This is a genomic window from Burkholderia sp. 22313 (assembly GCF_052045245.1).
Lineage (GTDB): Bacteria > Pseudomonadota > Gammaproteobacteria > Burkholderiales > Burkholderiaceae > Burkholderia.
The window spans coordinates 182,585-208,329 of sequence record NZ_JBQEON010000003.1; the positions used below are offsets into that span (position 1 = coordinate 182,585).

Annotated in this window: 22 protein-coding genes and 2 pseudogenes; 9 read left to right on the plus strand and 15 right to left on the minus strand. The window is 68.2% G+C overall.

What is annotated here, in order from left to right; genetic code table 11:
• Positions 1-39 precede the first annotated feature (39 nt).
• Positions 40-1,110, plus strand: coding sequence for an AI-2E family transporter (locus ACTJKF_RS04180; RefSeq protein ID WP_440622305.1), 1,071 nt, complete (start codon positions 40-42; stop codon positions 1,108-1,110).
• A 224-nt stretch (positions 1,111-1,334) separates the two neighbouring features.
• Entirely contained in the window at positions 1,335-1,709 is a 375-nt protein-coding gene (locus ACTJKF_RS04185) for a hypothetical protein (protein ID WP_440622306.1), read from the plus strand.
• Between the two features lie 45 nt (positions 1,710-1,754).
• On the opposite strand, the gene ACTJKF_RS04190 is transcribed toward ACTJKF_RS04185, so the two are convergent.
• Positions 1,755-2,549: an SDR family NAD(P)-dependent oxidoreductase gene (locus ACTJKF_RS04190; RefSeq protein ID WP_440622307.1), complete on the minus strand. Its 795-nt coding sequence runs from the start codon at positions 2,547-2,549 to the stop codon at positions 1,755-1,757.
• Between the two features lie 177 nt (positions 2,550-2,726).
• Here ACTJKF_RS04190 and ACTJKF_RS04195 point away from each other — a divergent pair, with 177 nt between their 5' ends.
• Positions 2,727-3,575, plus strand: a complete 849-nt coding sequence (locus ACTJKF_RS04195) for an AraC family transcriptional regulator (protein WP_440622308.1) — start codon at positions 2,727-2,729, stop codon at positions 3,573-3,575.
• Positions 3,576-3,663: 88 nt separating this feature from the next.
• Here the strand turns inward: ACTJKF_RS04195 and ACTJKF_RS04200 are convergent, their stop codons facing one another.
• The 7 genes from ACTJKF_RS04200 to ACTJKF_RS04230 all read right to left on the minus strand — a co-directional run bounded on the left by ACTJKF_RS04200 (position 3,664) and on the right by ACTJKF_RS04230 (position 13,440).
• Positions 3,664-4,260, minus strand: a complete 597-nt coding sequence (locus ACTJKF_RS04200) for a LysE family translocator (RefSeq protein WP_440622309.1) — start codon at positions 4,258-4,260, stop codon at positions 3,664-3,666.
• Between the two features lie 95 nt (positions 4,261-4,355).
• Complete coding sequence (locus ACTJKF_RS04205; protein WP_440622310.1) at positions 4,356-5,804, minus strand: heavy metal sensor histidine kinase; 1,449 nt, start codon at positions 5,802-5,804, stop codon at positions 4,356-4,358.
• Positions 5,801-6,496, minus strand: a complete 696-nt coding sequence (locus ACTJKF_RS04210) for a heavy metal response regulator transcription factor (RefSeq protein ID WP_440622311.1) — start codon at positions 6,494-6,496, stop codon at positions 5,801-5,803. The genes ACTJKF_RS04205 and ACTJKF_RS04210 overlap by 4 nt, the downstream gene beginning before the upstream one ends.
• A gap of 21 nt (positions 6,497-6,517) precedes the next feature.
• On the minus strand, positions 6,518-8,029 hold the full coding sequence (locus ACTJKF_RS04215; protein WP_440622433.1) for an efflux transporter outer membrane subunit: 1,512 nt from the start codon (positions 8,027-8,029) through the stop codon (positions 6,518-6,520).
• Positions 8,030-8,034: 5 nt separating this feature from the next.
• Positions 8,035-9,267 (minus strand): efflux RND transporter periplasmic adaptor subunit, encoded by a 1,233-nt coding sequence (locus ACTJKF_RS04220; protein WP_440622312.1) that lies wholly within the window; start codon positions 9,265-9,267, stop codon positions 8,035-8,037.
• 33 nt (positions 9,268-9,300) lie between these two features.
• The gene (locus ACTJKF_RS04225; protein WP_440622313.1) at positions 9,301-12,468 is read right to left on the minus strand and encodes an efflux RND transporter permease subunit; all 3,168 of its coding nucleotides are present in this window, start codon (positions 12,466-12,468) and stop codon (positions 9,301-9,303) included.
• Positions 12,469-12,696: 228 nt separating this feature from the next.
• Positions 12,697-13,440: a Crp/Fnr family transcriptional regulator gene (locus tag ACTJKF_RS04230; protein ID WP_440622314.1), complete on the minus strand. Its 744-nt coding sequence runs from the start codon at positions 13,438-13,440 to the stop codon at positions 12,697-12,699.
• A 216-nt stretch (positions 13,441-13,656) separates the two neighbouring features.
• Between ACTJKF_RS04230 and ACTJKF_RS04235 the strand changes: the two genes are divergently transcribed.
• On the plus strand, positions 13,657-15,309 hold the full coding sequence (locus ACTJKF_RS04235; protein WP_440622315.1) for an acyl-CoA synthetase: 1,653 nt from the start codon (positions 13,657-13,659) through the stop codon (positions 15,307-15,309).
• A 30-nt stretch (positions 15,310-15,339) separates the two neighbouring features.
• Here the strand turns inward: ACTJKF_RS04235 and ACTJKF_RS04240 are convergent, their stop codons facing one another.
• The 3 genes from ACTJKF_RS04240 to ACTJKF_RS04250 form a co-directional block, all read right to left on the minus strand.
• Positions 15,340-15,771, minus strand: a complete 432-nt coding sequence (locus ACTJKF_RS04240) for a YqaA family protein (RefSeq protein ID WP_440622316.1) — start codon at positions 15,769-15,771, stop codon at positions 15,340-15,342.
• A 37-nt stretch (positions 15,772-15,808) separates the two neighbouring features.
• Positions 15,809-16,984, minus strand: a complete 1,176-nt coding sequence (kch, locus tag ACTJKF_RS04245) for a voltage-gated potassium channel protein (RefSeq protein ID WP_440622317.1) — start codon at positions 16,982-16,984, stop codon at positions 15,809-15,811.
• Between the two features lie 123 nt (positions 16,985-17,107).
• Positions 17,108-17,776 carry a LysE family translocator gene (locus ACTJKF_RS04250; RefSeq protein WP_440622318.1) on the minus strand — a complete coding sequence of 223 codons (669 nt, stop codon included), beginning with the start codon at positions 17,774-17,776 and terminating at the stop codon, positions 17,108-17,110.
• 283 nt (positions 17,777-18,059) lie between these two features.
• On the opposite strand from ACTJKF_RS04250, the gene ACTJKF_RS04255 reads away from it, so the two are divergent.
• Positions 18,060-18,542, plus strand: coding sequence for an Lrp/AsnC family transcriptional regulator (locus tag ACTJKF_RS04255; protein ID WP_440622319.1), 483 nt, complete (start codon positions 18,060-18,062; stop codon positions 18,540-18,542).
• Positions 18,543-18,943: 401 nt separating this feature from the next.
• Here the strand turns inward: ACTJKF_RS04255 and ACTJKF_RS04260 are convergent, their stop codons facing one another.
• Together ACTJKF_RS04260 and ACTJKF_RS04265 are read right to left on the minus strand one after the other, a co-directional pair.
• Entirely contained in the window at positions 18,944-19,087 is a 144-nt protein-coding gene (locus tag ACTJKF_RS04260; protein WP_440622320.1) for a hypothetical protein, read from the minus strand.
• Positions 19,088-19,336: 249 nt separating this feature from the next.
• Positions 19,337-20,995, minus strand: coding sequence for an IclR family transcriptional regulator (locus tag ACTJKF_RS04265; protein WP_440622321.1), 1,659 nt, complete (start codon positions 20,993-20,995; stop codon positions 19,337-19,339).
• Between the two features lie 177 nt (positions 20,996-21,172).
• Between ACTJKF_RS04265 and ACTJKF_RS04270 the strand changes: the two genes are divergently transcribed.
• The 3 genes from ACTJKF_RS04270 (at position 21,173) to ACTJKF_RS04280 (ending at position 24,144) form a co-directional block, all read left to right on the plus strand.
• A complete protein-coding gene (locus tag ACTJKF_RS04270) occupies positions 21,173-22,132 on the plus strand; it encodes an MBL fold metallo-hydrolase (protein WP_440622322.1) in 960 nt (319 codons plus the stop codon).
• A gap of 183 nt (positions 22,133-22,315) precedes the next feature.
• Entirely contained in the window at positions 22,316-23,689 is a 1,374-nt protein-coding gene (locus tag ACTJKF_RS04275; protein WP_440622323.1) for an MFS transporter, read from the plus strand.
• A 116-nt stretch (positions 23,690-23,805) separates the two neighbouring features.
• On the plus strand, positions 23,806-24,144 hold the full coding sequence (locus tag ACTJKF_RS04280) for a hypothetical protein (RefSeq protein WP_440622324.1): 339 nt from the start codon (positions 23,806-23,808) through the stop codon (positions 24,142-24,144).
• Positions 24,145-24,330: 186 nt separating this feature from the next.
• On the opposite strand, the pseudogene ACTJKF_RS04285 reads toward ACTJKF_RS04280, so the two are convergent.
• Positions 24,331-24,735, minus strand: a pseudogene (locus ACTJKF_RS04285) (SDR family NAD(P)-dependent oxidoreductase); the annotation flags it as partial.
• Here ACTJKF_RS04285 and ACTJKF_RS04290 point away from each other — a divergent pair.
• A pseudogene (locus ACTJKF_RS04290) lies at positions 24,730-25,152 on the plus strand (helix-turn-helix domain-containing protein); the annotation flags it as partial. The pseudogenes ACTJKF_RS04285 and ACTJKF_RS04290 overlap by 6 nt on opposite strands.
• A 39-nt stretch (positions 25,153-25,191) precedes the next feature.
• Here ACTJKF_RS04290 and ACTJKF_RS04295 read toward each other — a convergent pair.
• Positions 25,192-25,683 carry a 2,4'-dihydroxyacetophenone dioxygenase family protein gene (locus ACTJKF_RS04295; protein ID WP_440622325.1) on the minus strand — a complete coding sequence of 164 codons (492 nt, stop codon included), beginning with the start codon at positions 25,681-25,683 and terminating at the stop codon, positions 25,192-25,194.
• Between the last annotated feature and the right edge of the window lie 62 nt (positions 25,684-25,745).

Below are 25,745 nucleotides of genomic sequence, written 5' to 3' on the forward strand. Positions count from 1 at the left end.
CCTGCGCGAACCGCCATTTTTCATTTCGACAGAGGTGTCATGGGCGCACACGTCCCGCCGTCTCACGATTCCGCCGCGCGGCCGCGCGTGCAGCAGGTTGCCCGCGCCGGGTTGTACGCGGTGCTGCTGGTGCTCGCGCTGTGGGTCATCCGCGACTTTCTTCCCGCCATCGCGTGGGCCTGCGTGATCGCGATCGCGCTGTGGCCGCTGTTGAAGCGCTTCGAATCCGACCGCTGGTTTCGCGACCGGCCGACCCTGATCGCAACCGTGATCACCACGGGGGTGTCGCTGCTGGTCGTGCTGCCCGTCGCGATCGCGCTGGGGCAGGCGATCTCGCAGGAGCACGACCTGAGCCTCTGGCTGCATTCGATCCAGGACAACGGCATTGCGCTGCCGGACGTCGTCAGCCGCTTGCCTTACGGCTCCGCGCAGATCACCGAATGGTGGCAGGCCAATCTCGGTCATCCGCTGCATGCGGGCACCGCAATGCATGGCGCGAGCGGCGAGAAGGTCATCGCGTTCGGCCGCCAGTTCGGCACGAAGCTCGCGCATGCGCTGTTCGAGTTCGGCTTCATGCTCGTGACGCTGTTCGTGATCATGCGGGCCGGTCACAAGTTGTCGGGCGCGTTGCTGCAGGGGGCGCGGCGCGCGTTCGGCCGCGGCGGCGGCGAGCTGATCGAGCGGATGGTCGCGGCCGTGTACGGCACGGTGACGGGGCTCGTCGTCGTCGGGCTCGGCGAGGGCGCGATTCTCGGGATCGCGTATGCGCTCGCGGGGGTGCCGCATGCGGCGCTGCTCGGCCTTGTCACGGCGGTCGCCGCGATGCTGCCGTTCTGCGCGCCGATCGTGTTCTGCGGCGCGGCGCTCTGGCTGTTCGTGCAGGGCGCGACCATGTGGGCCGTGGTGGTGCTGGTGATCGGCTTCGTGGTGGTGTTCGTCGCCGAGCATTTCGTGCGACCGGTGCTGATCGGCAGCTCGACCCGCTTGCCGTTCCTGCTCGTGCTGTTCGGCATCCTCGGCGGTGCGGAGACGTTCGGGCTGATCGGGCTGTTCGTCGGCCCCGCGCTGATGACGGTGCTGACGATGCTGTGGGCCGAATGGGTCGCATGACGATGCCGGTCGTCGCGCCGGTTCGAAATATCGATGCATGGGCATCGATGCGTGTGCGAGCCGACGCGGTGCCGCAACGGTTCGTGACGATTGGACGCGCACCGAACGACGTCGAACCGGGCAGTCGGACACAAGTCTCTACATTTCTTTTCGATCCGGACCCAAAGGTCGAGTAGCATGAGGCTTTCGATCACGCCGGCATGGCGCAGCAGACTCTCCCAAGCATGCGATTGATTCCGATGTCCCGTCCCGCGGCGACGCTGTCCCTGGCGGCAAGCTGCCTGATGCTGCACGGCTGCGCGTGGTTCGACTCGTGGCTGCCGTTCTCGTATTCACGCACGCCGCTGGCGCGGGCCGCGTCGCGGCATGGCGCGACGCGCGCCGATATCGTCCGTGCGGGCGGCAACCCGCGCAGCGTCTGGATGGTGCGCAACGGCAGCGGCGTCTGCTACAACTACTTCATCGAGCACGGCAACGATCACCGGCCGTACTTCGTCGTGTTCGACAAGGCCGGCGCCGTCACGCAACACGGCTTCGATACCTGCATGGACGCCGACCGCAAAAGCACGCTTCAGCCGGGCAAGGCCGCTTCCCGATAGCGCGGCGGCCCGTTGCCGCGCCCATCGTCCGGGCCATCCGCGCGATCAGGCGATCGTATCGAGCACGCCCCCGTCGGCACGCAGCGCGGCGCCCGTCGTCGCCGACGCCTGCGGCGAGCACACGTACACCACGAGATTCGCGATTTCCTCCGGCTGCGCCGGCCGCCGGATGATCGACATCGCGCGCTCGCTGCGCACGAAATCCACCGCGACATCGTCGACGCTGCGGCCCGATTCGTCGGCCGTCGCCTTCAGCATCGCGCGCACGCCTTCCGACATCGTCGGCCCCGGCAGCACCGAATTGACCGTCACGTCGGTGCCGGCCGCGAGCTTCGCGAGGCCGCGCGCGATCGCCAGCTGGGCCGTTTTCGTGAACCCGTAGTGAATCATGTCGACCGGGATGTTCAAGCCCGATTCCGACGAAATGAACACGATGCGGCCGGTGTTGCGCGCGAGCATGCTCTTCAGGTAGTGCCGCGCCAGACGCACGCCGGACATCACGTTCACCTGGAAGTAATGGGCCCATTCGTCGTCGTCGATGTCGAAGAATTCCTTCAGCCCATAGATGCCCGCGTTGTTGACGAGGATGTCGGCGTCGGGCGTGTGCTCCGCGATGCGGGCGGCACCGGCGGCGTCGGACAGGTCGGCGGCGACGCCGTCGATGTCCGCGTCGGGCACCGCCGTGCGTAGCAGCGCGAGCGCGGACTCGACCGACTTGTCGCTGCGTCCGTTGACGACGACGCGCGCGCCTGCGAGCGCGAGCCCTTCGGCGATCGCCAGCCCGATGCCGGCGGTGGAAGCGGTGACGACCGCGGTCTTGCCTGTCAGATCGATGTGCATGAGCGTATCGGTGTGAAAAAGGGTAAGTGGGGAACGGGGATCGGACCCGCCGCGTCGGCCGCGGCGGCCGGAATTCAAAGCTTAGGCGATCCGGCCGCGAAGCGTCGGATCGCGGTTGCATCGCGCCGCGCAGTCTTGTACGGTGTGCGTTCACCGTCCGATCCGGGAGCCTGTCGCGTGAGCCGTTCCGCCAATACCGTTGCCGCGCCGTCGCCGTTCTGGCGCGACGCCGCGCTGCCGTTCATCGAGGCGCGCACCGTCGACGACGGGCGGACGATCTGCTACGCGAAGCACACGCACGACACGTTTTCGCTCGGCGCGATCGTCGGCGGCACGAGTACCTACCTGAACGGGGCGACGAAGGAACACGTCGGGCGCGGCGTGCTCGTGATGATCGATCCGGAGCAAGTGCATGCCTGCAATCCGTACGGCGCTGACGCATGGGCGTACCGGATGGTCTATGTGGACGTGCCGTGGCTCGCGCGCCTCCAGCATTCGCTGGGGCGCGATCCGAATCGCGATTTTCACGGGTTTTCGCCGAAGTTGACGGAGCGGCGCGACCTGTTCGCACAGTTCGGCGGCTTTTACCGCACGCTCGTCGCACCCTCTGTGGATCCGCTCGGCAAGGAAAGCGCGGCGGTCGAATTCTTCACGCGGCTGCACGGCGCGCTCGATCGCGCGCTACCCGACGACGCGCGGCGCGGGGCCGACAACGCGAGGCTTTCTCGCGCGGCCGACTACATCGCCGCGCATTGCCGTCAGGCCGTCACGCTCGATGCGATCTGCGCGGCGGCCGACCTGTCGCCGTCGTACCTGATCCGCGCGTTCAACGCGCGCTACGGGATGACGCCGCATGCGTTCCTGATCGATCGGCGCGTGCAGTACGGTCGGGCGGAGTTGCGCCGCGGCAGGCCGATCGCCGACGTCGCGCTCGATGCGGGCTTCGCGGACCAGGCGCATTTCCAGCGCGCGTTCCGGCGTATTGCGGCCGCCACGCCGGGGCAATATCGAAGCGCCGCGAGCTGAACGGTGAACGTTGGGCGGTGCCGGCACCGCTTGCCGCCATCGACCACCGGCGGCATCCGCCGCGACCTCGCACACCGAAGCAACGACACTAGATATCGAGCAAATAAAGCGCGCTGCCTGCAAGCAGCAGCGCCATCGCGCGGTTGAACAGCCGCATCCGCCGCGCATTCGCGAGCCGGTGCCGCAGCGACGCACCCGCATACGCCCAGCACGCGATCGACGCAAAGCAGATCACCAGATATAGCGCCGCGAACTGCCACACCTGCGCGCGGTCGCCGTCGGCCGCATACGCGCCCATCGCTGCCACGCACGCGAGCCACGCTTTCGGATTCAGCCATTGCATCGCCGCACCGGCCGTGGCCGACGGGCCGGCCGCATTCCGTGCGCCGGATTCGGTCGACAGCCGGCCGTCGTCGAGCGCGAGCCGCAACGCAAGGTAGAGCAGGAAGGCGATTCCCGACCACTGGGTAGCCGTGGTCAGCATCGGCCAGCGTGCGAGCGCCGCGTGCAGCCCAAGGCCGATCAGCAGGAACAGCGCGACGAAGCCGAGCGTCGCGCCGGCCGCATAGCGCAGGCTTGCGCCGAGACCGTGGCGCGCGCCCGCGCTCAGCGCGACGATATTGACGGGACCGGGCGTGATCGACGACGCCAGCGCGAACGCCGCCATCGAAACCAGCATGCTCATCAGATGTCTCCATGCGAATGTCAAAGTCGCATCGAGACTAAAGCAGCCGCGCGTGCCCGTATTGAAGAAAACTGCCCTCGGCGGTGGGGCCGCCGTCAGTGCATGGCGCCTGGCGCCGACGCCGGTCGCAGCGCGTGCGGGTCACCGGCATCGGCCGTCCGCGGCGTGCCGCTGCTGCACGGTTGCGTCGACACCGAGAAGCCGAACGTATTGACGCCGCCCGAACACGCGACGAACACGCTGCCGCCGTGCATTTCCGCGACGGCCTTGACGATCGACAGCCCGAGCCCGTGGTTCTCCTTGCTGTTCGCACGCGCTTCCTCGAGCCGGTAGAAGCGCTCGAACAACTGCGAGCGCTGCACGGGGTCGATCGGCTCGCCCGGGTTCGCGACCGACACGTCGACGAGCGTATCGCGCGGCGTGATCGTCACGTTCAGCGTCTCGCCGGGCGCCGAATGCTGGATCGCGTTGATCAGCAGGTTGGTCATCGCGCGGCGGAACAGCGACGGATCGACGGTCGCGCGCGCATCGCCGTGCAGTTCCGCGCGCAGTTGCGCTTCATCGAGCGGGATCTCGAGGAAGTCGAGCATGCGCCGCACTTCGTCGGCGAGCGACACGCGCTTCAGGTCGGTCGCGCGTTCGCCGCGATCGCTGCGCGACAGGAACAGCATGTCGTTGATGATCACGCGCAGCCGTTCGAACTCCTCGAGGTTCGACTGCAGCGTCTGGCGCATCCGGTCGACCGAGCGGTCGCGGCTCGTCAGCGCGACCTGGGTCTGGCCGATCAGGATGCTGATCGGCGTGCGCAGCTCGTGCGCGACATCCGCATTGAATGCCTCGAGCCGCCCATAGGTCTGCTGGATGCGCGCGAGCGCGCCGTTGAACGACGCGGCGAGCTCGCGCAATTCGGTCGGCAGTGCGGCGGTCTGCAGCCGCTGGCCGCGGTGGGTGGCGCTGATGGCCGCCGCATCCTGCGACAGCCGTTCCAGCGGCGCGAGCCCGAAGCGGGCGACCGCGCGGCCCAGCAGCAGCGTGATGACGGTGGCGATCGCGATCAGCGCGGCGAGCGTCCACACGAAATGGCGCAGCATCCGCTGCGTGCGCTCGCACGACGACGCGACGATCAGCTTCAGGTCAGGGCGCTCGCCGCTGCCCGCGATCGGGACGGTCTTCGTCATCACGTCGTAACTGCTGTGGTTGAGCGCGTACTGCTGGAACGCGCCGAACGGTTCGCCGACGGGCACGCCGTCGATGGGATGGCCGAAGCGGAAGTTGGCGTCGGGGCTGTCGACCTGGTAGCGTGTCGATCCGTCGGGTGGCTCGAGGTCGGCGAGCTTTTCCTGCATCACGCGGCCGCGCGCGGCCGTGGTCGCATGCGACACGATCATCTGCGCGACCTTCGCGCGCGTGTCGATCGTCGCGCGCAGTTCGGCGAACAGCTGGCGCTCCATCATCACGAACAGCCCGCAGCCGACCAGCGTGAACACGAGCAGCGACACGATGCCGAACATCGCGGACAGACGCAGGGTGATCGAGCGTTTCATGCGTGCCGCTCCGCGTCGCCGTCCTCGCGCGCCTCGAGCACGTAGCCCATCCCGCGGATCGTGTGCAGCAGCTTCTCCGCGAACGGGCCGTCGAGCTTCGCGCGCAGGCGCTTGATCGCCGTCTCGACGACGTTCGCGTTGCTGTCGAAGTTCACGTCCCACACGAGCTCGGCGATCGTCGTCTTCGACAGCACCTCGCCGCTGCGCCGCGCGAGCACGCCGAGCAGCTGGAATTCCTGCGCGGTCAGGTCGAGGCGCGTGCCGTCGCGGGTCGCGCGGCGGCCGATCAGGTCCACGCGCAGATCGCCGATCGAGATCAGCGTCGATTCCTGCACGCGCGCGCGGCGCGTGAGCGCGCGCAGCCGCTCGATCAGTTCGAGGAACGAGAACGGCTTGGTCAGGTAGTCGTCGGCGCCGCCGCGCAGCCCGCGCACGCGGTCGTCGACGCGGTCGCGCGCGGTCAGCATGATGACGGGCGTCTGCTTCTGCGCGCGCAACGCACGCAGCACGCCGAAGCCGTCGAGCTTCGGCAGCATCACGTCGAGCACGACCACGTCGTAGTCGAATTCGACGGCTTTCCACGCGCCATCCTCGCCGTCGAGCGCGGTGTCGACGACCCAGCCTTCCTCGGTCAGGCCGCTCTTCAGGTATTCGACGACTTTCGGTTCGTCTTCGACGATCAGGACTTTCATGGGCTTGTTCGTGTAACCGGGTTAGGGGCCGATGGCCGCGGCAGGCTGCGGGCCGGCTGCCGCGATGTCGGTCGGCGCGGCGCCGCCCGTCGCGCCGCCGTCCCAGCCGCCGCCGAGCGCCTTCGCAAGAAACACCACGAGCGCCGCGCGCTGGCCCTGGATCTGCACGGCCTGGCGCTCGCTCGTCAGCAGTTGCTGCTGGGCCGTCAGCACGTCGATGAACGGCGTCAGGCCGCCCGCGTAGCGATCCTGCGCGAGCGACACGAGCTTGCGCGCGTCGTCGACGGCCGCCGATGCCTGTTGCGCGGCCTGCGCGAGCACCGACAGGCCCGTCACCGCATTCTGCACCTCCTGGAACGCGGTGAGCACCGTTTGCCGGTAATCGGCCTGCGCGGCCACGTAGCCGGCCTGCGCGAAATCGACGCCGGCCTTCAGCTTGCCGCCCGCGAACAACGGCTGGCTGACCGACGCGCCGATCGACCACAGCAGCGCCGGCACGGTAAACAGCCCGGAGAAGCGCGTCGCGTCCCAGCCGATGTCCGGCGACAGCGCAATGCGCGGGAAATACGCGGCGCGCGCAACGCCGATCTGCGCGTTCGCGGCAGCCATCGCGCGCTCGGCCGACGCGACGTCGGGCCGCCGTTGCAGCAGGTCGCTCGGCATCCCGGTCGGCAGCGCGGGCGCGTTGATCGGCACCACGCGCGGCGGCAGCGAGAACGCGGGGGCCGGCGTGCCGACCAGCGTCGCGATCGCCGTCTCGACCTGCGCGCGCTGCTGGATCAGCAGTTGCGCCTGCGTGCGCGTCGCGTCGAGCTGCGCGCGTTGCTGGAGCAAGTCGAGGCCGGACACCGCGCCGAGGTCGTGACGCGCGCTGACGTAGTCGAGCGCTTTCTGCTGCAGGTCGGCCGAACGCTGGACGACGTCGATCTCGGTGTCGAGTTCGCGCAGCGCGAAGTAGCTCGACGCGAGATTGGCGGTCAGCACCAGCCGGGCGTTCGCGAAATCGTCACGCGCCTGCTCGGAACTGGCCTGCGCGGATTCGACGCTGCGCCGCACGCGGCCGAACAGGTCGAGTTCATAGCTCACGCTTGCGCCGACCTGGATCTCGTTCTGCACGGTCGACGTGCTCTTCGTCGCGTAGTTGGTCTGCGGGCGAGCGGCGGAAATCTTGAAGCGCTGGCCGCTCGCGTTCAGGCCGACGGCCGGATACTGCGCGGACGCGACCGACGCAAGCGTCGCTTTCGCCTGGTCGTAGCGCGCGGCGACGGCCTTGAGGTTCTGGTTGTTGCGCAATGCGTCGGTTTCGAGCGCGTCGAGCTGCGCGTCGCCGAATGCAGTCCACCAGGCCGGATCGAGCGGCGCGCGGGCCGGCGCGGCCGGGTGCCAGTACGCATCGGCCGGATCGAGCCGCCACGTGGCCGGCGTGTCGACGGCAGGGCGCCGGTAGTCGGGGCCGACCGTGCAGCCGGCGAGGGCCGCGACCGTGACGACGGCCACGGCCGCGGCGGGACGCAGGCGCGGGCGAATGCGCATTGCGTTCACGACTTCGCTCCCGCGGCGGCGGAGGCCGGCTTCACGGCCGGCGGCGCCTGCACGATCACCGGGTCGCCGTTCGCGAGCGCGTCGCTCGGATTCGCGACGAGGCGGTCGGTCGGCGTGAGCGGGCCGTCGACCTCGAGCGTCTGCCCGATCGTGCGCACGACCGTCACCGCCTTCAGGCGCACCTGGCCGTTCGCGTCGACGGTCGCGACCGTCGGCCCTTCGGCGCGGAACAGCAGCGTACTGGCCGGAATCTGCAGGCGGCCGACCGGCGTCATCGGCAGGGTCGCCTGCACGTAGGCGCCGGGCAGCAGCCGCCCGTCCGGGTTCGGCAGCGTGATCTCGCTCTGCAGCGAGCGCGTCGCGACGTCGATCGCCTTCGACGTGCGCGTGATCGTGCCGTCGAAGGTCTGGCCGGGCAGTTCGGCCTGCGCGACGCTCACGTGCTGGCCGACCTTCACCTGCTGCGCGTAAGCCTGCGGCACCTGCACGTACAGGCGCAGCCGGTCGGCCTGCACGACCGTGAACAGCGCGCGGCCCGCGTTGCCGGAGCTGACGAGGTCGCCGACGTCGACGTTGCGCTGCGTGACGATCCCGTCGATCGGCGCGACGATCCGCTGGAAGCCCTTCAGCTCGGTGAGCCGGCGCATGTTCGCCTCGGCCGCCGCGAGGTTCGCGGTGCCCTGGTTGAACGCGCCTTGCCGGTCGTCGAGTTCCTGCTGCGACACCGCATCGCGCTGGCGCAGCTGCTGCGCGCGGTCGAACGACGTCTTCGCGAGCGCGAGCGCGGCCTGCGCCTGCTGCCGCTGCGCGGTGGCCTGCGCGAGCTCCTGGTTCAGCTCGGGCGTGTCGAGTTCGGCGAGCAGCTGGCCCTGCTTCACGTGCGCGCCGATGTCGGCCTGCCAGCGCAGCACGTAGCCGCTCGCGCGCGCATAGATCGGCGCCTCGACGTAGCCGCGCAGCGTGCCGGGCAGCGTCAGCTTGCCGCCGGTGGCCGCATCGACCGGGTGGACGACGTTCACGTACTGGCGGGTGTTCTGCTCGGCCACCGCGTCGAGGTGATGGCGGTTCAGCACGTTGACGACGATCGTGCGCGCGGCGCCCGCGGCCAGCAGCACGCCGATCACGATCAGGACGATGCGCGCGCGCCGCGACACCGACGTGCGCGTCGGCAGGTGCATGCCGTGTTCGTCCACCTGGATGCCGACGGAGCTGTGATGTTTCTCTTCCATGAATTGACCGGGTCTATAGGCTAGGGGCGAAAGTCAGTGTCGGGCCTGGCGCGCGCGCCGGCGGGCCAGCCGCGCATGCACGCCGCCGAACACGAGCGGCACGAACAGCAGCGTCGAAACGGTGGCGAACAGCAGGCCGCCGATCACCGCGCGGCCGAGCGGCGCGTTCTGCTCGGCACCTTCGCCGAGACCGAGCGCCATCGGCACCATCCCGATGATCATCGCGAGGGCGGTCATCAGCACCGGGCGGATCCGCGTCGCGCCGGCCTCCAGCGCGGCCGTGAGCGGCGGCGCGCCGGCCGCGAGGCGCTGGCGCGCGAACGACACGACCAGGATACTGTTCGCGGTCGCGACGCCCACCGTCATGATCGCGCCCGTCAGCGCGGGCACGCTCAGGTGCGTGCCGGTGATGAACAGCATCCAGGCGATGCCGGCGAGCGCGGCCGGCATCGCGCTGATGATGATCAGCGGATCGAGCCACGACTGGAAATTCACGACGATCAGCAGGTAGACCAGCACGATCGCCATCGCGACGCCTGCACCGAGGCCGAGGTACGACGTGCGCATCGTCTCGACCTGGCCGCGCACCGACAGGTCGGTGCCGCGCGGCAGCGTCGCGCGCGCGTCGGACACGATCCGGTCGATCTCGCTCGCGACCGAGCCGAGGTCGCGGCCCTCGACGCTCACGTACAGGTCGATCGCCGGCCGGATGTTGTAGTGCGTGATCACGGCCGGGCTCGCGACCGGATGGATCTGCACGAGGTTGCCGAGCAGTTGCAGAGGCATGCCGGTGCGGCCGCTCGCGGACACCGGCGTGCCGAGCAGGTCGTCGATCGACGCGAGGCTGTATTGCGGGGTCTGGATCTGCAGCGGGTACTGGACGCCGGTGCGCGGATTGATCCAGAACGACGGCGTGGTCTGGGAACTGCCGGACAGCGAGATCAGCATGTTCTGCGCGACGTTCTGCGCGGAGAGGCTGAGCTGCTGCATGCGCGTACGGTCCATGTCGGCCACCAGGGTCGGTTCGTCGTTGCGCTGCAGCACGTGCACGTCGACGGCGCCGGGGATTTGCCTGACCTTCTTCATCAGGCTGCTCGCGATGACCATGTTACTCGCGAGATCGTTGCCGAGCACCTGCACGTCGATCGCGGCCGGCTGGCCGAAGTTGAGGATCTGCGTGATGATGTCAGACGGCTGGAAGAAGAACTCGACGCCGGGGAAGCGCTGCGGCAGCAGCGTGCGCAGCACCTGCACGTAGTGCTCGGTCGCGCGGTGGCCGGGCTTCAGCGCGATCAGCAGTTCGCCGTCGAGCGAGCCGATCGTGCCGCTGTTGCTGTACGACAGGTTGATGCCGCTGATCGGCAGCCCGAGGTTGTCGACGATCGCGCCGAGCTCGTCGGGCGGCACGGCTTCGCGGATCACGCGCTCGACCTGGTCGGCGAGGCGCGCGGTTTCCTCGATCCGGTAGCCGGTCGGCGCGCGCATGTGCAGCCGGATGTTGCCGGCATCCGCGTTCGGGAAGAAGTCGCGGCCGAGCATGAACACGAGGCCGGTCGACAGCACGCAGAAGCCGAGGAAGCACATTGCGTAGAAGCGACGGCGCACCAGCAGCATGCTGAGCAGCACGATGTACCACGCGCGCAGCCGCTCGAACGCATCGTTGAACGTGTGGTGGATGCGCGCGAAACGCGACGTCGAATGATCGGGGCCGCTGGTGGCCTGTTGCGGGCGGAACAGCAGCATCGCGAGCGTCGGCACCAGCGTGCGCGACAGCACGTAGGACGCGAGCATCGCGAACACCACCGCCTCGGCGAGCGGCACGAACAGGAAGCGCGCGACGCCCGTCAGGAAGAACATCGGCACGAACACGATGCAGATGCACAGCGTCGAGACGAACGCAGGCACCGCGATCTCGCCCGCGCCTTCGAGGATCGCCTCGTGCAGATCGGTTCCGAGATGCAGGTGCCGCTCGATGTTCTCGATCGTGACGGTCGCGTCGTCGACCAGGATCCCGACCGCGAGCGCGAGCCCGCCGAGCGTCATGATGTTGATGGTCTCGCCGAGCGCGGACAGCGCGATCAGCGACGTGAAGATCGACAGCGGGATCGAGATCGCGATGATCAGCGTGCTGCGCCAGTTGCCGAGGAACAGCAGGATCATCATCGCGGTCAGCACGGCGGCGATCAGCGCCTCGTGGATCACGCCCTGCACGGCGGCATTGACGAACACCGACTGGTCGAACAGCGGCGTGATCGTGAGCCCTTCGGGCAGCGTCGGGATCACCTTCGGCAGCAGCGCCTTCAGGTCGGACACGACCTTCAGCGTCGACGCGTCGCCGGTCTTCAGGATCGAGATCAGCACGCCGCGCTGGCCGTTCTGGCGCACGACGTTGGTTTGCGGCGCGAAGCCGTCGCGCACCGATGCGACTTCGCGCAGGTAGGTCGTCGCGCCGTTGACGGTCTGGATCGGCAGGTTGTTGATGTCGGCGATCGTGTCGGCCGACGCGTTCGTGTCGATCCGGTATTCGCTCTGGCCCATCTTCGCGGTGCCGGTCGGCAGCACGAGAGTCTGCGTGTTGACCGCATTGACGATGTCGGCCGGCGTGAGGCCCTTCGCGAGCAGCGCCTGCGGGTCGAGGTCGATCGCGACGACGCGCGTGCGGCCGCCGTATGGGAACGGGATCTGCGCGCCGCGGACGGTGATCAGTTGCGGGCGCAGGAAGTTGAGCGCGATGTCGCCGAGCGACTGTTCGCTGAGCGTCTTGCTCGACAGCCCGAGCTGGATCACCGGGATGCTCGACGCCGAATAGGTGATCACGAGCGGCGGCGTCGCGCCCTGCGGCATCTGGCGCACGATCGCCTGCGCGGACGAGACCGTCTGCGCGATGGCCGTCTGCACGTTCGCGCCCGGCTGCAGGAACACCTTCACGACCGCGATGCCGGGCAGCGACGTCGACTCGATGTGCTCGATGTTGTTGACGGTTGTCGTCAGGATCCGCTCATGAACGGCCGTGATCCGGTTGGTCATCTCCTGCGCGGAGAAGCCGTTGTAATTCCAGATCACGCTGATGACGGGAATGTTGACCGCGGGCAGCACGTCGACGGGCGTGCGCATCAGCGCAAGCGGGGTGGCCAGCACGATCATGATGGCCATCACGATGAACGTGTAGGGGCGCCTGAGCGCGAGATTGACGATCCACATGGAGGCGGCGGGACGGGCGGTGATCAGGCGTCGGTGAAGGGAATCCGAATGATAGGCGTCGGGGCTAAACGGGTTACTGACGCGAAACTGGCGGAATTGTCAGGTTGGGGCGCGGCGATGGCAAGGCGATTGATCGGATGAAACGCGCGCGGGCGCCGGTGCCCGGCAACGCCTGCCGTGCCGGAGGCGCACGCCACGTCGATGACGCTTCCGTTCATCGGGCGTCGCTCAGATCTGTTCCATCCCGACCCGCGCGAGCGCGGCCAGATCGACGACCTCGATCTGGTTGTACGCGAGCCGCAACACGCCGAGCTTCTCGAGCTGCTGCAGCGCCTGGTTGATCCGCTGCCGCGACACGCCGACGAGCATGCCCAGTTCCTCCTGCGAGATCGCGAGCGACGGGCCGGTGTCCGGATACAGGTCGGGGTTGAACAGCTGCGCGAGCGCCTGCGCGACGCGCGCGTCGACATCGAGCAGCCGGCTGTTCTGGATCGACGCGATGAACTCGCCCATCCGGTTGTTCAGCTGGTGGATCACGAAGCGTGTAAACGGCAGGCTCGTGTCGAGCAGCGCATGGAACGTGTCGACCGGCACGAACAGCACGGTCGAGCGCTGAACCGCGACGACTTCATATTTGCGCAGCTCGCGCTTGATGACGCTGCCTTCGCCGAACCAGCCGCCCGACGGCACGCCGGAAAACGTGCAGCCGCGCCCGGACGCGTTGAAGATCGCCAGCTTCAGCAACCCGCGATGCACGCCGATCCAGTATTCGGACGGCGCGAGCCGCTGAGCGATCACGTCGCCGGCCTCGCGCTGCTCGGCGCGCGACTGCGCGAGCACGAGCGCCTGGTGTTCCGGCGCCAGCGCGCGGAACCACGCGCACTGGCCGAACAGCACCGACAGGGCGGGCAACGGGCCCGGTTCGGCAGGGATGGCGGCCGCGTCGGGCGGCGCTACGAGGTGGTCGTGCATGGATGCGGGTTTGCGAGGATAGGGATAACGCGCGGCGTTCGCGGGGCACTCTGTCGTTTCGATGACAGACGGCTCACAATAGCGCCCGTTAGGCTGTCGGCAATTGAACCACATCAAAACGAATCGGGGTGCATGCACTCCGGCTGGATACGTGACCGAAGCGTGCGCCGCGGCGTCGACGCACGCGCCGGTCGACAGAACACGGGAGACAGGATCATGACGCAGATGTTCGAGGCCGGACTCGGCCGCCGCGACGCCAACTACGTGCCGCTTACGCCGATCGATTTTCTGATCCGCGCGGCTGAAGTCTATGGCGAGCGCCTCGCGATCGTGCACGGCGACGTGCGGCGCACGTGGGGCGAGACCTGCACGCGGGCGAAGCAGCTCGCGAGCGCGCTCGCGCAGGCCGGCGTGGCGCGCGGCGACACGGTCGCGGCGCTGCTGCCGAATATTCCGGCGATGGTCGAGGCGCACTTCGGCGTGCCGATGGCCGGCGCCGTGCTCAACACGATCAACACGCGGCTCGACATCGCGTCGGTGCTGTTCATGCTGCGTCACGGCGAAGCGAAGGTGCTGATCGTCGATACCGAATATGCGGATCTCGCGCAGCGCGCGGCGCTCGAACTGCCCGGCCTGAAGATCGTCAGCGTCGCCGACGCGATGCCGGCCGACCCCGCGCGCTTCGCGGGCGCGACCGACTACGAAGCGTTCGTGGCGGGCGGCGATCCCGACTACGCATGGACGCCGCCCGCCGACGAATGGGAGGCGATCGCGCTGAACTACACGTCGGGCACGACGGGCGACCCGAAGGGAGTCGTCTATCACCATCGCGGCGCGCATCTCGCGGCGATCAGCAACATCCTCGAATGGGACATGCCGAAGCACGCCGTGTATCTGTGGACGCTGCCGATGTTCCACTGCAACGGCTGGTGCTTCCCGTGGGCGGTCGCGGCGCGCGCGGGCGTGAACGTGTGCCTGCGCAAGTTCGACGCGAAGACGGTGTTCGACCTGATCCGCCGCGAACGCATCACGCATTACTGCGGCGCGCCGATCGTGCAGAGCGCGATCGCGAACGCGCCGGCCGAGTTCCGCGCCGGCATCGACCACACGGTGCACGCGATGGTCGCGGGCGCGGCGCCGGCGCCGGCCGTGATCGCGAAGATGAAGGAGATCGGCTTCGACCTGCTGCACGTGTACGGGCTGACCGAGGTCTATGGCCCGGCGACCGTGTGCGCGAAGCAGGCGCACTGGGACGACCTGCCCGACGACGAACGCGCGCGGCTCAACGCGCGGCAGGGCGTGCGCTATCACCTGGAGGCGGGCGCGACGGTGCTCGATCCGGACACGATGGCGCCGGTGCCGGCCGACGGCGAGACGCTCGGCGAGATCATGTTCCGCGGCAACATCTGCATGAAGGGGTATCTGAAGAACCCGAAGGCGACCGACGAGGCGTTCCACGGCGGCTGGTTCCATACGGGCGATCTCGGCGTGCTGACGCCGGACGGCTATATCCGCATCAAGGATCGCCGCAAGGACATCATCATTTCCGGCGGCGAGAACATCTCGAGCATCGAGGTCGAGGATGCGCTGTACCGGCATCCGGCCGTCGCGGTCGCGGCGGTCGTCGCGATGCCGGACCCGAAGTGGGGCGAGGTGCCGTGCGCGTTCGTCGAGCTGCGCGACGGCGCGAGCGCGACCGAGGAGGAGATCGTCGCGCACTGCAAGCAGCTGCTCGCCGGGTTCAAGGTGCCGAAGGCCGTGCGGTTCGGCGAGTTGCCGAAGACGTCGACCGGCAAGATCCAGAAATTCCAGCTGCGCCACGCGGTCGGATCGGACAAGGCGATCGATCTGGCGGGGGACAAGAAGTAACGGCGATGGCGCGCGTCGTGCATTGATGCGTCAATGCACGACGAGCCAGGCAATCACCAGATACCGCCCGACCTTCGCGATCGTCACGATCGCGAGGAACGTCGGCAGCGGCTCGCGCAGCACGCCGGCGATCATCGTCAGCGGATCGCCGATCACCGGTGCCCAGCTCAGCAGCAGCGACCAGCGGCCGTAGCGCCTATACCAGCCCTCTGCGCGCGCAAGGGCGGCCGGCTTGACCGGAAACCAGCGGCGCTCGCGGAAGTGCTCGATGCCGCGGCCGAGCACCCAGTTGATGAGCGAGCCCGCGACATTGCCGACGCTCGCGACGAGCACCAGCGCCCACACGGGCTCGCGCCCGGCGAGCAGCAGGCCGGCGAGCACGGCTTCGGACTGGAGCGGAAACAGGGTCGCGGCGACCATCGACACGGCGAACAGGCCGCCGTAGGTGAGCAGTTCGGACATCGCGCGATTGTACCGGCCGCATGCGGGCCGGCACCGGTCACGCGGCGTCGGCGGTGCCGAACAGCAGGTGCGAGATCACCGACTTGTCGACCGGCTCGTCGTTGAGCGTGCTGGCGAGCAGTTCGCCCGCGAGCTGCTGCGGCGAGAACACCATGTCCGGCTTCAGCAGGCGCAGCCGCTCGAGGTTGCGCTGCTGGTTCACGAGCGCGACGGTGCGCACCGTCGGCGCGATCTCGCGGATCGCCAGGATGATGAATGCGTTCTCGGCATCGTCGGAGCGCAGCGCGAGCACCGCGCGCGCCGTGGCCGCGCCGGCGCTTTCGAGCACCGCGTGGTCCGTGGCGTCGCCGACGATCAGGTCGGTCGCGCTCGCATAGTTGTGCTCGACGCCGGCCGGCACGATGACGGTCACCGCGTAGCCGCGCTTGCGCAGCCCGTCGTGCACCGCATGCGCGACAGGCGTCGCGCCGACGATCAGGAAATGATGCTTGCGGATCACGTTCGACAGGCCTCCCTTGACGATCCGTTTCAGATTGCCGCCGATCACGGGCCCGACGACCGCGCTGATCGACGTCGCGAACACCGTGATGCCGAGCACGATCACCGACGCGGTAAACAGGCGCGCGGTGGGCGCGTGCGGGACGATGTCGCCATAGCCGACCGTCGACATCGACACGATCGAGAAGTAGACGGCGGTGGCGAGGTCGTGGACCGGCGGCGTGAATTCGTCGCCGAGATACAGCACGCCGAAGGTCGCGTAGATCAGCAGCGACACGATGCTGAGCAGCGCGAACAGGCTGCTCGCGGCGACGCTCGCGCGATCGAAGTGCCGCCAGTAGTAGATCAGCGCGACGGCCAGCACGGCCGTGTACACGAACACCGCATTGCTGCGGTAGCCGCCGAGGATGCTGATCGCGGCGGCCGCGACCAGCAGCAGGATCGACAGCACCCACGCGACGCGGGCGCGCAGCACGATGCCGATGGCCATCGTCGCGAGCCCGGCCGCGACGACCACCTGCGGCAGCACGACGAGGCCGGCATTGTCGACGAGGTTCAGCGCATCGCTGAGCCACGCATGATGGACGCCGAGCTTCGCGTGCGCGACGACGGGGCGCAGCACCATCAGTGCATCGAGCGCGAGGAGGAGAGCGAGATACCAGTGCAGGCCGATCGGCGCGAACAGGCGCCGCAGGCGGGTAGTGACGTGCTTCATGCAGTCGCCCGGGCGGGCCGGGCTGTCCAACGAACCAGCCGCTACCCTAAAGCATTCGGCGCCCGGCTGCTTTTTCGAGGGGGCGGCGGGCGACGCGGCACCCGCGTGCACCGCCGCCCGGCCTCAGTTCCAGCCGACCATGATCGCGCCCATTCCGACCAGCAGCCCGCCCGTCACGCGGTTCATCGCGCGCATCCGCGCCGGGCGCTGCAACGCCCGGCTCAGCCGATGCGAGAACAGCGCCATCGAGGCGACACCGCCGGCGAACAGCAGCGCGAAGGTGGTCGCGAGCAGCAGGAACTGCGCGTTCAGGCTCCAGTCGTCGTTCGGGACGATGAATTGCGGAAAGAACGACGGAAAGAACAGCAACGTTTTCGGGTTCAGCCCGGACGTGGCGACGCCGCGCCAGAACAGCGCGCGTCCGGAGTCGGCAGCGGATTCGATGTCGCGGGTTTCCGCCGATACCGACGCCGATGCTGCGGCTGCGGCCGCGGGTGCCGCGACCGGCGCGCGGCTGAGCCATTGCTTGCAGCCGAGCCACACGAGGTACGCGGCGCCGGCCCAGCGCAGCACGGTCAGCGCGTGCTCGTCGAGATGGACCAGCGAATTCAGGCACAGCGCGGTCAGCGCGAGCTGCAGCAGCACGGCCAGCGTGCCGCCCCACACGCACGGCAGCGCACGGCGCCAGCCGGCGCGCAAAGCCTGGTTCATCGTGAGAAGGTTGACGGGGCCGGGAGCGTAGATGAGGACGGCGGAGGCTGCGAGGAACGACAGATAAAGCCTGAACGACATGACGGGATGGTACGGGAACAGGGGTTGGGCGCCGCCCGGCGGCCGGATAGGCCGCACGGGAGGCGGGGAATCGCATGCCTGTGTGTCCGGCGCCGCAACTCGTGATTGCGGCCACGCGTCCCGGTGCGAAGGGTTTGTCGCGGGGAGCGTGCCGGGCAACAGGCATGGAGAAAATGTATCAAGCGGGCCGGTTAAAAGGCTTCCTGTTTTCCAGCAAAATGGGCCGGAAAACGGAATCATGTTCATATAGAATGCGAATTTTCAGTAGAAGATTCTTTCTGTCATGGCTACCCGCGAACGCACGCCGAAAAACCTCGACAACCAGGACCTCAAGATCCTCGGTGCACTGCAAAAAAATGCGCGTCTGTCGAACGCGGAACTGGCCGAGCAGATCGGCATGTCGACCACCGCCTGCTGGAACCGCACGCGGCAACTCGAACTCGATGGCTACATCGACGGTTACGTCGCGCTGGTCAACCAGCGGATGCTCGGCTACGCGGACATCGTGATCCTCGAAGTCACGCTCGATCGCCACGAGGACGACGCGCTGGCGCGCTTCGGCGCCGAACTCGCGGCGCTGCCCGAAGTGCTCGAGGCGTACCTGGTGTCGGGCGAATACGACTACTGGATCAAGGTCGCGGTGGATGGTACGGCCGGGTACGAGCGTTTCCTGCGCGAAAAGCTCTACCGGATTTCGAGCATCCGCCACAGCCGCTCGATGTTCGCACTGCGGTGCATGAAAGACGTGCCGTCGATTCAGGTTTGACGACGGGGCGGCGAGCCGCGCGGCGTCATGACGACGCGGTTCGCGGCTGCGTCCAGGAAAGGCGGGGAATCGGGCTGTCGGCGCCCGTGCGCGCGGCTTGGCGCCGGATACGGGTGGGACACGCCAGTGGGGCAGGAAAACGGATGAATCTTCCGTGTCGACCCGGCGCGACGCGCAGCGATCGCGCATGGCATTCGCAACAACCGGGCGCGCCGCCAAGCGGCAATCGACACCGTGCTGCCACGCGCGGCACCGGCATTCGGCGCACGACAGCTCACGTTGCGTGGGCCCCGTTCGGTCAACGAGGGCTATTCGGCCCCATTTTTCGCGATATTCGTTCGGCGTTCCGGCAAGCGGGTCAGTCGGGTATCGTGCCGCCGGGAGGCGGCCGGTCGCGACGCTTAGTGCGGCAGGCGTGCGTGCGCTTCAGCGATGACTTCGCAGTTCTCGAGGTGCAGTGCCCAGGCTTCCGCGATCAGTTCGCCGACACGCGAGAGCCAGCCAGCGGATTCAGTGGAACGGTTCGAGACATTGGACGTTTGCATGGCGAAACCCCAGATAGGTGGTGAGTTAGGGATAACCCTAATCATAAAGAAACTTCACCGCCTTGTGAAATGCGATTTCGTTATATGAGAATTACTGGCCATTCATGTTGCTCCCGCGCAACATGAATGGCGATCGCGCGCGTCTTTGCGTGGCAGACAGGCGCGACGAGGCCGTGGCGGGCACGGCCCCGCATGGAAGGGGCGAAAACGGAGATGAGCCGGGAAGAACGGCTGGCAGCGGCGTGACGATTACCCGCCGATCCACCCGAAGCGCCACGACAGCCGGCGCGTCGCGGCGAGCAGCGTATGGGCCAGATCGCTGTCCGGCCCGCGCGGGAAGCCGCGCGACGAGCCGATGATCGCGATCACGAGCCGGATGCTGCCGGTGTGATCGAACACCGGTGCGGCGATCGTCCCGATGCCCGGCACCGGCGCATCGAACGCGAAATCGAGTTCGTCGGCACGGATCGTCGCGAGCCGCGCGTCGAACGCGTCGTCGACCTGCGTCGCGCCGCCGGCGAGGCGCACCGGCTCGTCCGCGAGCAGCCCGGCCAGCACGTCGCCGGACATGCCGGCCGCGAAGATCCGCCCGATCGCCGTATTCACCAGCGACATCACGGTGCCGACTTGCAGGCTCACGTGCTGCGGCCGCGCGGACTCCTCGAGGCGGATCACGGTCGGCCCGAGCGGCCCGAGCGTCGCCGCGGCCACGCTCATGTCGGTCGCGGCCGCCAGCGCGACGATTTCGGCTTCGGCATCGCGCGTCGGCGACACGCGCTGCATCGCGATCAGCCCGAGCGCCTGGCCGAGCGGGCCGCCCCCGAAGCAGCCCGCGTCGTCGCGGCTCAGCAGGCCGATCTTCTGCAGGCTCACCAGGTGCGGAAACGCCTTCGCGGCCGGCATGCCGGCCGCCGTCGCGAGATCGCGCAGCGGCAGCGCGCGGCCCGCCGACACGAGCGCGAGCAGCAGCTCGCCCGTGCTGTCGAGCGCATTGATGCCGCGCTGCGTTTTCGTGTCGTCGGCGAGCGCGGGCGGCATGCGCTGCGCGGTGGCGGTCGGCGCCGACGGCGGTGCGACCGGCCGCGCGTCGCGGCCTGCGTCGAGCGAGGCGGTGGCCTGCCGCGCCGCATCGCGCAGCGCCGTCGCGATCGGGCCGTCCCAGTCGACATCGATCGAGCCGGTCGACCCGATCACCGTCAACGCGAGTTGCAGGCGCTCGTCCGCGTCCAGCACCGGCACGCACATCGCGCTGACGCCGGGGCTCGGCCGGTCCACGCCGCGCTCGATCCCGCGTGTGCGAATGGCCTCGAGTTCGGCCTGCCGCGCGCGGGCATCGGACGTCGGCTGCTCGTCTTCCGCGCCCGCGAGCGACTCGCCGGCACCGGCCTGGCTGGCCGCCATCGCGTCGAGCTGCGCGGCGTCGCCGAACGCGCGGAATACACGCCCGGTGGCCGTCGTGTCGAGCGACATCACCGAGCCGACGTGCAGGTTCACGTGCAACGGATAGCCGCCGTGCTCGATCCGCACGATCGTCGGCCCGAGCGCGCCCGGCACCGACAGCGCGACGCTCAGGCCGACCGTTTCCGCGAGCCGCGCCGCGTGCGGCAGCGCCGCGCGATAGGCCGGCTGCCGTTCGATCGACATCAGCCCGAGCCTCAGCGATAGCGGCCCCGGCTCGTAGTTGCCGGTGAGCGCGTCGCGTTTCACGAGCGCGAGCCGCGTCAGGCTGACGAGATAGGTATGCGCCTGCGCGGTCGACAAGTCGGCCGCGGCTGCCAGCTCCGACAGCCCGAGCGGCTTGCGCCGGCGCGCGAGCGCATCGAGCAGCCGGCCGCCGACCTCGACACTCTGGATCCCGCGCTGCGCCTTGGGCGGCGCGTCGTCCGCGCTGACTTCGTGGTTCTGCACGCGATGATTCTTCCGTTGACGAAACCCCGCATGGTATCCGACGCCATTTCACGCGCCAGCCCGCAGGTTTACCCGTATTAAACAATAACAAGCGACTTCGTCATTGACAAATAATCGGTGCAGGTCGATGATCCGCTCACTCCCCTCAACACATGGCTCGCAGCCACGGAACGCAACATGGCCAAAGCATTCGCCTCCCAAGCCGATCTGGAAGAGAAGAAAGTCACCTGGACGAAGCTGTCCGAGAACGCGTACGCCTACACAGCCGAAGGCGACCCGAATTCGGGCGTGATCATCGGCGACGACAGCGTGCTGATCGTCGACACGACCGCGACGCCCGCGATGGCGCAGGACCTGATCGCGAAGATCCGCAGCGTGACCGACAAGCCGATCAAGCACGTCGTGCTGTCGCACTACCACGCGGTGCGCGTGCTCGGCGCGTCCGCGTATTTCGACGAAGGCGCGCAGCACGTGATCGCGAGCCGCGGCACGTACGAGATGATCGTCGAGCGCGGCGAGGCCGACATGAAGTCGGAGATCGAGCGCTTCCCGCGCCTGTTCGCGGGCGTCGAGACGGTGCCGGGCCTGACCTGGCCGACGCTCGTGTTCGAGCGCGAGATCACGCTGTTCCTCGGCAAGCTCGAAGTGAAGATCATGCACGTCGGCTCGGGCCACACGAAGGGCGACACGATCGTCTGGATTCCGTCGCAGAAGGTGCTGTTCTCGGGCGACCTGGTCGAATACGACGCAGCCTGCTATTGCGGCGACGCGCAGCTCGAACAGTGGCCGGCCACGCTCGAGGCGCTGCGCGCGCTCGGCGCGGAAAAGCTCGTGCCGGGCCGCGGCCCCGCGTTGCTGAATCCGGCTGAAGTGAACAAGGGCCTCGATTACACGAAGGATTTCGTGACGACGCTGCTCGCGCAGGGCCGCAAGGCGGTCGAGCGCAAGCTCGACCTGAAGGCGTCGATGGCGCTCACGCGCGAAGCGATGGATCCGAAGTTCGGCCACGTGTTCATCTACGAGCACTGCTTGCCGTTCGACGTGTCGCGCGCATTCGACGAGGCGAGCGGCATCACGCATCCGCGCATCTGGACCGCGCAGCGCGACAAGGACATGTGGGACGCGCTGCAGGACTGAGCGCGTCGCGACGGCGGGGTGTCCGGGCGGACGTCCCGCCGTGTTCCTGACGGCCCCTGAACGGCGGCGGCGTTACGCCGCGGTTCAGGGAGCCGAGTTCCGATCTCACAAGAAAGCAGGGCGCATGCACGCCCTCGGAGACTGCTGCGCGCTCGAAAACGCGCGGCCCGTTTGGAGACAGACATGCCCCGATCGCTTCCCGCCGAAGCGACGATCGCGCACGCCAGTGCCGCGTCGTCGGCTTCGACCTACGAATCCGTATCCGCATCCGGCGATGCGCTGCTGTTCCGCAAGATCGCATGGCGGATCGTGCCGTTCCTGTTCCTCTGTTACGTCGTATCGTTCCTCGATCGCATCAACATCGGCTTCGCGCAGCTGCAGATGAAGCACGATCTCGGCTTCAGCGATGCGATGTACGGCCTCGGCGCCGCGGTGTTCTACGTCGGCTACGTGTTCTGCGAGGTGCCGAGCAACATGCTGCTCGCGCGCTTCGGCGCGCGCCGCACGTTCACGCGGATCATGCTGCTGTGGGGCATTGCGTCGACCGGGATGATGTTCGTGTCGCAGCCGTCGCATTTCTACGTGCTGCGCTTCATGCTCGGCGTGTTCGAGGCCGGCTTCTTCCCCGGCATCGTGCTGTACCTGACCTACTGGTTCCCGGCGAATCGGCGCGCGGCGGCGATCTCGGTGTTCTTCGCGGGCGTCGCGGTCGCGGGCGTGCTCGGCGGGCTGATGTCGGGCTGGATCATGCGCGACATGAGCGGCCTGCTGGGGCTGCACGGCTGGCAGTGGATGTTCGCGATCGAAGGCGCGCCCGCGATCGTGCTCGCGTTTTTCGCGTTCACGTATCTGGTCGACCGTCCGCAGGACGCCACGTGGCTCACGTCCGACGACAAGGCGCGCGTCGCCGCGCTGTGCGGCGACAGCCGGCCGCACGGCGCCGCGCATGGCGCGCACGACAAACACAGCCTGGTGGCCGCACTCGCGAACCCGCGTGTCTACCTGTTCGCGTTCATCTACTTCTCGCTGACCTGCGCATCGCTGACGCTCAATTTCTGGATGCCGCTGATGATCCGCGACTTCGGCGTGACCGACGTCGTGGCCGTGAGCCTCTACACGGTCGTGCCGAATGCGGTCGGCGCGGTCGGGCTGATCCTGATCGCGCGCCATTCGGATCGCACCGGCGAGCGCCGCAAGCACTTCGCGTGCTGCACGATCGGCGGCGGGCTCGCACTCGCGGCGTTGACGCTGCACCTGCACAGCTTCGCGGCGATGCTCGCGTGCCTGTCGATCGCGGCGACGCTGATCTTCGCGGCGCTGCCGATCTTCTGGGCCGTGCCGACGCGCTATCTGTCGGGTAACGCGGCCGCGGCCGGGATCGCGCTGATCAGCAGCATCGGGATCACGAGCGGCATCGTCAGCCCGTGGGTGATCGGGATGATCCGCACGCGCACCGGCAACATGGATCTCGCCGTGTACCTGCTGGCCGCACTGCTCGTGCTGAGCGGCGCCGCGTTGATGCTCGGCGTGAAGGGCGAAGCCGCGCCGCGCGCCTGAGCCACGGCCGGTCGCTGCCGGCGGGCGGCGGCGACCGGCGTTGCGTTTCGTGCCCGTCCCGACCTTGCATCCGTCGAGGAGACGATCGATGTCAGCCCATCTTCTGAAATCAAGTAATGCGCCGTTTCTTCGGGACCGTAGGATTCGGGTTTGCTGGCGTCGCTAGTGTTGTCATATGGACGCTGATTGACAGCTATTTATGCTCGGTCTTTTCGAGCCTCTGCACCCCGCGCGTGGGCGAGTGTGGCGGCGGCGTGGACGCTTGCGCCATAACGATACAGAGCACAATCAAACTGTTCTCATACGTCTTTGTCCCGATGATTCTCTTTGCGGCGCTAGGTTTCCACCTGTTTGCACGACGCCGCCCGCCGCTCGTCATTGCCGGATATCTCGTTGGCGTGGTCGCCGCCCATTGGTTCTTGGCGTTCCTGTGCGTGCGCATAGTGCACATCTGACCCGAAATCAAGCGTATGGATTTCGCGGCTCCAGGCTTTGTGTGGGGGATCCCCTGCAACCGTGGATGTTCCGCCAAGGGGCGCCAAACGCTGGCCGAGCCGCGCACCTGTCTGTTCGCGTTCACCTGTTTTCGATTCGATCGCGCCGCGCCCCGGCATCGCGGGCGCGGCGCGGATACGACCCGACTAGGGCGCAGCCGCATAGCGCGGCGCCGGCGCATCCGTCGACAAATGCGGCGTCATCGTGCGGCGCGCGGTCTCATACGCGTCCCATTCGTCAGCCGCGTGCAGCGACGGAATCGTCACGAGCTCGCCGCGCTCGAAGCCGACCAGCGCCGCGTCGACCAGGTCCGACGCCGGCATCACGATTTCCTTCGGCAGATGGTCGAGCGGCAGGCCGCCGGTCTGCCAGAAGTCGGTGGCCGTCGCGCCGGGCAGCACGGCCTGCACCTGCACGCCGTGATCCGCGAGTTCGTGATGCAGCGACTGGCTGAACGCGAGCACGAATGCCTTGCTGGCGCCATAGACACCATTGAGCGTTTCCGGCGAGATCGCGACGATCGACGAGATGTTGATCACGGCGCCGCGGCCGCCGCGCGCTCGGTCGCGCACAAGCTCGTGATGCACCAACGCCGCGCGGGCGGGCAGTCGCAGCATTCGGAGATGCTGGATCTCGCGCCGAAATCGGACCGGATCCAGAGCGCGCTGAACTATGCGCGGCAGAATCTTGGCCGTGCGCCGACCGTCGAGGACCTGGCCGACGCGGTCCACCTGAGTCCGCGCCAGTTCAGTCGCGTGTTTACGCTCGAAACCGGCCAGTCGCCGGCGAAGGCGATCGAGCGGCTGCGGCTCGAGGCCGCGCGGCTGATGATCGAGCAGAGCCGGCATTCACTCGACGTGATTGCGAAGGAGAACGGTTTCCGTGACCGGCGGCACCTGCGCGACGCGTTCGTGCGCGGTTTCGGCGTGCCGCCGCAGGCGATTCGGCGCGATGCCCGGGGGCGATGAGCCGGGGATCAGCGAGAAACGGGCCGAGACCGCTGGCGGTCAGTGCGTGACGAACGCCGTGGCGTCTTGCGGTGCCGTGCGCGCATGCTTGCGCTGGCGCAGCAGCGCGACGCGGCAATTCTCGCGCGCGGTCTCGCGGCCGTCGTCGTCGAGCAGCACCAGGTCGCCGCGCATCACGTTGAGCGTGATCACGTCTTCGCCGGGCGCGCCGAGCGTTTCCGGCGTGTGCACCGAGCCGGCCGGCTCCAGCACCGTCGAGCCGGCGTGTGCGACCCACTCGTACTCGCGGTAGCGCCACGCACCCCGCAGCGTATGGACGAACACCTCGCCGTCATGACGGTGGCGCGGCAGCGTGCCGCCGGCCGGCATCTTCAGCAGCGCGGTCAGCGTGTCTTCCGCCGCATTGATGTGCAGATACTTGATCGCAAGCCCCGGCAGGTCGGCGCTCATCGGCAGCCACGGCAGCGCGTCGCCGGGCAGGCACGAGATCGGCGGCAGGTCGGTGGGGAGCGGGGCGGACGGCTGCGTCATGGCGGAAGGCGGAGCGGAAACGGGAAGCCGGCATTATCGCAGAGCCGGATCGGGCGGTAGGA